The following is a 7,726-nucleotide window of genomic DNA, read 5'->3' as shown; positions in this document are numbered from 1 at the left end:
TCGCCGTGGTCGTCCTCCTCATCGCCGCCATAGCCTTCGCCAACCGCGGCGGCAGCGACGGCGACGGCGGCGGTGAAAGCGGCAACGCCGCCTCCGACGGGAAGGGCGGCACCGCCCCCCGGGCCCAACCCACCGCCCCCTCCGGTGAAAAACCTGTGAAGAACTCCCCCGACGCCCTCGCCTCCGGCTTCCCCCACAGCGAGCAGGGGGCACAGAGCGCCGCGGCGAACTACGCTGTCGCGTTGGTGTCCGCTGACATCGTGAAGCCGAAACAGCGCAACGAGATCATCGAGCAACTCTTCGCCCCGGGCCAGGTTGAAGATACTCAGCGAAACATGGACAAAGCCTATTCGCCGAAGTTGCTGGCCAAGATGGGGCTGAATGAGGACGGGACCGCGGAAGAGGGGTCCAAGTACGTGTCTCGGACGGCTCCCGTCGGGACGACCGTCCGCAAGTACAAGGAGGATTCGGCGCAGCTCGACGTGTGGTGCACGGGGGTCTTCGGCAACGCAGGGAAGAAGTCCACGAATCCGGTCACGAGCGACTGGTTCACCCTCACATTCGAGCTCAAGTGGGCAGACGGCGACTGGAAGATTCGGAAGTTTTCACAGAAGGAAGGCCCCGCTCCGGTGAATGGCGACAACACAGCCTCGAGCGCGGACGAGATCGCCGCCGCTGTGGACAAGTTCGGAGGCTTCACCTATGCCCGCTGACCGACTTCGCCGTCTCTTCACCGTAGGTGCAGGCGTAGCAGGCCTTCAGGCCACCGCCCTGCTTGTCGCCGGCCGTGCAGCAGCAGAACCGAAGGACGAGTGCGACTACACCTTCGGGGCCTCCCGCAAGTTCTGCGACTCGGGAGAGGGAAGCGGCTCGGAGTCCCCGAGCGTCGCCAACGATCCTACCGACCCCCTCTCCTCCCTCGCGAAGGGTTGTGCCGAGGCGGCGAGTTGGACGGTGGAGAAGTTGGCGAAGCTCGTGGATTCGACGACGAAGGTCGACTTCACGAACACGGAGTTCCTGCGGCAGTACGCCGTGGTGTTCGCCGCGTCGACGATTCTGACGCTCACCCTGTGGCTGCTGGCGGTGGCGAAGCGGGCGGTGCGCGGGGTGCCGTTCACGGAGGCCATCACCGAGGCGATCGGGTTCCTCTGGCTGACGGTGCTGGCCTCGGCCTTCACGCCGCTGATCCTCTACACGGTGGTGTCGGCGACCGACGGGGTCACGGAGGTCATCGCGTCGGGGACGTCGGAGAAGACGGACGCGTTCTTCGGCACGTTCTCCAAGGCCCTGGAGAAGGGCGACGACATCGGTGGCGGCCCGATCATGCTGATCGTCGTCTCGCTGGTGTCGATCATCGCGGCGGGCGTGCTGTATCTCGAACTGGTGGTGCGGGCGGCGCTGCTGTACGTCGGCGCGCTCCTGGGCACCGCCGTCTACGCGGGCCTGGTCGACAAGAATCTGTGGGGACATGTCCGCCGCTGGGCGGGCATCATGATCGCTGTGATCCTTGTGAAGCCCGTGATCGTGATAGTGCTCGGTCTCGCGGGCGCGCTCGCCGGTGGGGACGGGCCGGACTCGGTCTCGGCAATCGTGTCGGGGCTGGCCATCATTCTGCTGGCGATCTTCGCCAGCGCGATGATCTACCGCTTCGTCCCCGGCTTCGGCGACGACATCGCCGCGCATCGCAACGCGGTGCGCTCCTCCTCCCGGTCCGCCGCCGCGGTGGTGGCCTCGCCGGCCGCGCTCGTCCGGCAGGGCATCAACACCCACGGTGGCAGGGGCGGCGGCCAGAGCGCTCCGGCCGCCAGCGCGTCGTCGTCCGGCGGAGGCGGCGGCAAGTCCTCCGGTTCGGCCGTGTCCGGCGGGGTCTCCGCCCACAGTTCCCGCGGAGGCGGCGGCGGTGGCGGCGAGGAACCGGCCCCCCGGCAGCCGGCCCCGGCCGCGCCGGCCGCCACGACCCCCCACTCGGCCCGCCCGCCCCGACAGGGCTCCTCGGGCACAGGCGGGTCCCAGCCGGGCCGGCCCCGCGGTTCAGGAGGTGACCGCGGATGACGACGTCGTCCCACTCGGCAGGGTCCTCGCTGGGTTCGCCGCGCCGTACGTACATGATCGGCAGGGCCCGGCCCAACGCCATCGTCGGGAAGAACCGGGAGACGGGCGAGATCGCCCTGATCGTCGTCGGTGCCTTCTTCGGCATGATGAGCGGTCTGCTCATCCCCGTTCTGTCGTTCCGTATCCCCGCCCTGATCGGCTTCCCGGCGCTCGCGCTGGCGGCTGTCTATGTGCCGTACAAGGGCCGTACGTTCTACAGGTGGTTCGAGATCAACCGCTCCTACAAGCGGCTGCTGCGCCGCGGTACGAGGTATCGTTCGGACGCCGTCGAGGCGGGCACCATGCTCGACGGCCGTGAGATGGAGATCGGCCCGCCGCCCGGCGTGGGCCGGATCAACTGGCTGTCGGCACCGTTCGGGCCCGACGAGATCGCCGTGCTGCTGCACGCCGACCGCCGCACCGTGACCGCCGCCATCGAGATCGAGGGCCCGGGCGTCGGCCTGCGCGACAGCGAGGACCAGGAGGCCCTGGTCGAACGGTTCGGCACGCTGCTGAAGCATGTGGCCAACGGCGACGGCTATGTGACGCGGCTGCAGGTGCTGGCCCGTACGCTGCCCGCCGACCCGGACGCGCACGCCAAGGACGTCGCCCAGCGCGGCAACGAGCGGGCCGCCGGGTGGCTGCGCTCCTCCTACGAGCAGCTCCTGTCGATGGTCTCCACCTCCAGCGAGCAGCACCGCGCCTACCTCGTCGCCTGTATGCCCTACGGCCGCGAGCTGGCCACCGAGGGCGCCACCATCGCCAAGGCGGCCCGCCGTACGGCAGGCCGCAAGCTGACCAAGGACGAGGGGCTGGCCATAGTGATGGCCCGCGAGCTGACGGACATCTGCGCCCGGCTCACCGAGGCGGACATCCGGGTGCGGCAGCCGCTCGGCCAGGCCCGGCTGGCGTCGCTGATCCACTCGATGTACGACCCCGACCACCCCATCGACCACATACAGGCGATGTCCAAGCGCAACGCCTGGCCGGCCGAGCTGGACGCGGTCGAGCCGACGTATCTGCAGGCCAAGACCCGCGAGTCGGTCACCCGCGAGCCGTGGTGCCACGCCACGGCGTGGGTGAAGGAGTGGCCGATGACCCCGGTCGGCGTCAACTTCCTGGCCCCGCTGCTGGTGCACACCCCGGATGTGATCCGCACCGTCGCCGTGGTGATGGACCTGGAGCCGACCGAGCTGGCCATCGAGCGGATGCTCACGGAGAAGACGAACGACGATGCGGAGGCCAGCCGTTCGGCGAAGATGAACCGCACCGTCGACCCCCGCGACATCGCCGCGAGCGGTCGCGTCGACCAGCGCGGCGAGGACCTGGCTTCGGGCGCGGCGGGCGTCAACCTCGTCGGCTACATCACCGTCTCGTCCCGGTCACCGGACGCGCTCGCCCGGGACAAGCGCACGATCCGCGCCTCGGCGGGCAAGAGCTATCTGAAGCTGGAGTGGTGCGACAGGGAGCATCACCGCGCCTTCGTCAACACCCTCCCCTTCGCCACCGGCATCCGGCGCTGAGGAGACCCCCATGCCCCCCATCAGTTCCGTCGCCGTACCGCAGCTCCACCCCCGCACCGCCGCTCCAGGCCGGAGGTAGCCAGCATGGCCGCGCTCGATCCCCTGTCCGCCATCACCGAAGCATTCACCGGCTTCCTGTTCGGCAAGACGGAGACGACCCGCCTGCCCGTCCGTACGTCCACGGGCCAGGCGCAGGCCGTCTATCTGCCGACGGCCGCGCCGGGGCTGGGCGACTCCGGCGTCATCATCGGCCGCGAGGTCTACAGCGGGAAGGGCTACATCTACGACCCCTTCCAGCTGTACGGACAGCAGTTGCCGGCCCCGCACTGGCTGGTGCTGGGCGAGTCCGGCAACGGCAAGTCCGCGCTGGAGAAGACGTATGTGCTGCGCCAGCTGCGCTTCCGGGACCGGCAGGTGGTGGTCCTGGACGCGCAGGGTGAGGACGGCGTCGGCGAATGGAACCTGATCGCCGAGGAGATGGGCATAACCCCGATCCGCCTCGACCCCACCGCCGCGCTCGACCAGGGCATCCGCCTCAACCCGCTGGACCCGGCCATCACCACGACCGGTCAGTTGGCGCTGCTGCGCACCATCATCGAGGTCGCCCTGGGCCACGGCCTCGACGAGCGGTCCGGATTCGCCCTCAAGGTCGCGCACTCCTACGTCAACTCCACCATCACCGACCGCCAGCCGCGACTCACCGACATCGTCGAGCAGCTGCGCCACCCCAAGCCGGAGTCGGCCGAGGCGATGAACGTCGCCCTGGACGACGTACGCGACTGGGGCCTGGACGTCGCCCTCGTCCTCGACCGGCTGGTCGACGGTGACCTGCGCGGCATGTTCGACGGCCCGACGACGGTCGGCATCGACCTGGACGCGCCACTGATCGTCTTCGACCTCTCCCACATCGACCGCAACTCCATCGCCATGCCGATCCTGATGGCGATCGTCGGAGTCTGGCTCGAACACACCTGGATCCGCCCCGACCGGCGCAAGCGGATCTTCCTGGTCGAAGAGGCGTGGCACATCATCAACAGCCCCTTCGTGGCGCAGCTCTTCCAGCGGCTGCTGAAGTTCGGCCGCCGACTCGGTCTCTCCTTCGTCGCCGTCGTCCACCACCTCTCCGACGTGGTCGACGGAGCGGCTGCACGCGAGGCCGCAGCGATCTTGAAGATGGCCTCCACCCGGACGATCTACGCCCAGAAAGCGGACGAGGCCCGCGCCACCGGCAAGGTCCTGGGCCTGCCGCGCTGGGCGGTGGAGATCATCCCGACCCTGTCGCCCGGTATCGCCGTATGGGACGTCAACGGCAATGTGCAGGTCGTCAAACACCTGGTCACCGAGGCCGAACGCCCGCTCGTCTTCACCGACCGCGCCATGACCGAGAGCGCCGCCGAAGCCGAGGCGGAAGCCGCCTCCTTCGAGGCCGCGCTGGAAGCGGACCTGGAGGCCGAGACCGAGGCGCGCGCCATGGCGATGGAACGCGCCCCGTCCGGACCGGCGACGCCCGGCTCCGGCGTCGCCTGACAGGACAGCGCACGACCACCCCACTCGGTGAAGCCGCCGAGGGGATCTTGCCGCCACCGACCGGCCCCGCTTGAATACCGGTACCGATGCCATACGACGACCGCGAGCGTCACCACCGCCCGGGCAACCACCCGGACCATGACCACGAACCCCACCGGATGCGCCGCGCATCCGGTGGGGGCGGCACCGGCATCCCCGACGGCCTCCTGGTAGGCGTCCTCGCCTTCCTGCTGGGCCTGACCGTCTTCGTGTGGACGGCGACGGGACTTGCGGGCCTCCTTTCGCACGGAGCCTGGCCCGACGACGTCACCTTCGGCAGGACTCCGCTCGCCGTACGGGAGCTGATCACCGAGCCGCACGACATCCCCGGCGCCTGGCCGTCGACCCCGCGCGGACAGCTCTCCGGCTACGGCCTGTTCTGGGGAGTCTTCATCAGCCAACTGATGGTGCTGATGGTGCTCACGATCTTCGTCATGGGCACCGTCGCCCGCGCCCGGGCCGTACGAAAGTCGCGGCGCATGCTGCGCGACCGGCCCGGTCAGGAGTCGGAGAGCCCACGCGAGGGCGGCCGCCCCGGACCCGCGGAGCACCGGGGCGACCGGGGCAACAAGCGCAACCAGGGCGACCAGGGCGACCAAGGTGCGGCAGCCAACGGGGAGCCCAGGAATCCTCCACCGCCCTCGTCAGCGGCGGACCCCACGTCGACGTCAGCATCGGCGTCGGCACCGGCATCCACCCCAACACCGGGGCCGGCATCACCGCCCTTCCCGCCGCCGGCTCAGTCACCCTCCGCCGAAGCACCTCTCGCCCCACCCCAAGAGCAGGGGCCGCCCATCCGGCAGGCCCCTCCCAGCGGCCCGCCCAGCCCGCTCGCTCCCACCCTGCTGGGCACGGCAGGCGCCGGAGCCGCCTCCGGCACGAGTGGCGGCCCAGCAGCCCGCGGAGCGGGCGCCGAGGACCCGGTGACGCAGATCCTGGAGGCCCCGGGCGCCGCGCTCGTCAGCTCGACCACGCCGGACCTGTGGACCGCCACCAAGACGGCCCGCGCCAAGCTCGGCCCCGTCCACCTCTTCGACCCGACGCACGCCTGCGACACCCCCGACCGCCTCCGCTGGTCCCCCCACCACGGCTGCGCCGACCGCGCCACGGCGGCGTCCCGCGCGACGTCCCTCCTGGCGCCCCTGCGTTCCCCGCGCCCCATCGACGCGACGATCCACACCACGGCGGAAACCGTCCTCCGCTGCTGGCTGCACGCCGCCGCACTGGAGAAGCGCCCCTTCCGCGAGGTGCACCGCTGGGCACTCGCCACGGGCCAGACTGCCGACGCCGTACGTATCCTGCGCACCCACCCCAAGGCCACCTCCGGCGCCGCCGGTGAGCTGGAGTCCGCGCTCGCGGGTCACCCGCAACTGCGTGCCGACGCGGTCGCCCTGATCCGCCGCGCCCTGGCACCGCTGGGCCGGCTCCACGTACGCAACGCATGCTCGGCCGAACGAGCCGATCGCCTTGCGTTGGAATCCTTCATCGCCGAAGCGGGCACGCTGTATGTAGTGGGCGAGGACCCGGAGGTACTGCCGCTCCTCAACGCGCTCACCCAGAGCGTGGTCGAGCACGGCCGCCGCATGGCCGCACGGTCATCTGACGGTCGGCTCGACCCACCACTGACATCGGTCCTCCATCTGCCGGCAAAACCGTAGACAGCCGCAGCGCAGCTGCTCCGCTCTACCCGCCTACCGCGCGATCCGGTACCGCAGATGTGTGATGCCGTCCGGTGTCGCGACGACCTCCCTACGGTCGAGCTCCAGCGGCTCCCCGCCCAGGTGCTCGAACAGGCGCTTACCGCCGCCCAACAGCACCGGCACGAGGTGGATCAGCAGCTCGTCCAGCAGCCCGGCCCGGATCGCCTGCTGGGGCACGTCGGCACCCATGACACTGACCTTCTTGCCGCCGGCAGCGGCTCGGGCCCGCGCGATCGCGCTCTCCACACCGTCGGTGACGAAGGTGAAGGGTGCGTCCGGACCGGCCAGTTCGTCGGGAACGTCGTGGGAGACCACGAAATACGGCATCGGAAAAGGCGGCCGACCACCCCACCGCCCCGCCAGCTCGAACGTCCGGCGCCCGACGACGCACGCCCCGGCACGGTCGAAGTAATCGTCGACGACCTCGCGGCTGGCCTCCACCATGCTCAGGCCGTGCCCGTGCCGACTCGCTGCCTCCCCGTTGAACAACCAGCGATGCAACAGCTCAACGTCGTCCTCCGGACCGGCAACATAACCGTCGAGCGACATCGACAGCGCCAGGAACACGTCTCCCATCGGCTTCTTCCTCTTCGTCTTCTCCGCGCACTCCGGCAGGGGGAGTCAGCACGGAAGGCCGCACGCAGTCGTGCATGCACGGCTGCAGGCACGACTGTAGATGTCGTACGGGCACGTCCTCTGGATTGCAGAGGAAGAAAGAGAAGGTTTTTGGGCATGAAAAAAGGGCCTTGCCGGCGTCGGCCGGCAAGGCCCTTTCCTTCACGAAGAGTTCGGCGGCGTCCTACTCTCCCACACACTCCCGCATGCAGTACCATCGGCGCTGAAAGG

At 69.8% G+C, this 7,726-nt stretch carries 6 protein-coding genes; 5 read left to right on the top strand and 1 reads right to left on the bottom strand.

All coding sequences use genetic code 11. The features are described 5' to 3' along the window. The 5 genes from KBY19_RS35070 to KBY19_RS35050 form a co-directional block, all read left to right on the top strand. Positions 1-713: hypothetical protein (locus KBY19_RS35070; RefSeq protein ID WP_210967450.1), on the top strand; the 713-nt coding region annotated here is incomplete at its 5' end. Then, positions 703-2,052: a hypothetical protein gene (locus KBY19_RS35065; protein WP_210967449.1), complete on the top strand. Its 1,350-nt coding sequence runs from the start codon at positions 703-705 to the stop codon at positions 2,050-2,052. The genes KBY19_RS35070 and KBY19_RS35065, both read left to right, overlap by 11 nt. Further along, positions 2,049-3,614, top strand: coding sequence for an SCO6880 family protein (locus tag KBY19_RS35060; protein WP_099882470.1), 1,566 nt, complete (start codon positions 2,049-2,051; stop codon positions 3,612-3,614). Before KBY19_RS35065 ends, KBY19_RS35060 begins: the two co-directional genes overlap by 4 nt. Before the next feature lie 84 nt (positions 3,615-3,698). After that, positions 3,699-5,141 (top strand): ATP-binding protein, encoded by a 1,443-nt coding sequence (locus KBY19_RS35055; protein WP_099882471.1) that lies wholly within the window; start codon positions 3,699-3,701, stop codon positions 5,139-5,141. Positions 5,142-5,227: 86 nt separating this feature from the next. Then, a complete protein-coding gene (locus KBY19_RS35050) occupies positions 5,228-6,838 on the top strand; it encodes a hypothetical protein (RefSeq protein WP_210967448.1) in 1,611 nt (536 codons plus the stop codon). A gap of 33 nt (positions 6,839-6,871) precedes the next feature. Here KBY19_RS35050 and KBY19_RS35045 read toward each other — a convergent pair whose 3' ends face one another. After that, on the bottom strand, positions 6,872-7,456 hold the full coding sequence (locus KBY19_RS35045) for a dihydrofolate reductase family protein (RefSeq protein WP_099882473.1): 585 nt from the start codon (positions 7,454-7,456) through the stop codon (positions 6,872-6,874). Between the last annotated feature and the right edge of the window lie 270 nt (positions 7,457-7,726).

The organism is Streptomyces sp. B15 (assembly GCF_018070605.1).
GTDB classification, from domain to species: domain Bacteria; phylum Actinomycetota; class Actinomycetes; order Streptomycetales; family Streptomycetaceae; genus Streptomyces; species Streptomyces smyrnaeus.
The sequence above is the reverse complement of the archived record's forward strand: the minus strand, read 5'-3'. Positions and strand labels throughout refer to the sequence as shown.

What these genes read in the sequence shown, in the direction of transcription:
- KBY19_RS35055 (WP_099882471.1), top strand. Translation starts at nt 3,699, where the DNA reads ATGGCCGCGCTCGATCCCCTGTCCGCCATCACCGAAGCATTCACCGGC.
- KBY19_RS35060 (WP_099882470.1), top strand. Translation starts at nt 2,049, where the DNA reads ATGACGACGTCGTCCCACTCGGCAGGGTCCTCGCTGGGTTCGCCGCGC.
- KBY19_RS35045 (WP_099882473.1), bottom strand. Translation starts at nt 7,456, where the DNA reads ATGGGAGACGTGTTCCTGGCGCTGTCGATGTCGCTCGACGGTTATGTT.
- KBY19_RS35050 (WP_210967448.1), top strand. Translation starts at nt 5,228, where the DNA reads ATGCCATACGACGACCGCGAGCGTCACCACCGCCCGGGCAACCACCCG.
- KBY19_RS35065 (WP_210967449.1), top strand. Translation starts at nt 703, where the DNA reads ATGCCCGCTGACCGACTTCGCCGTCTCTTCACCGTAGGTGCAGGCGTA.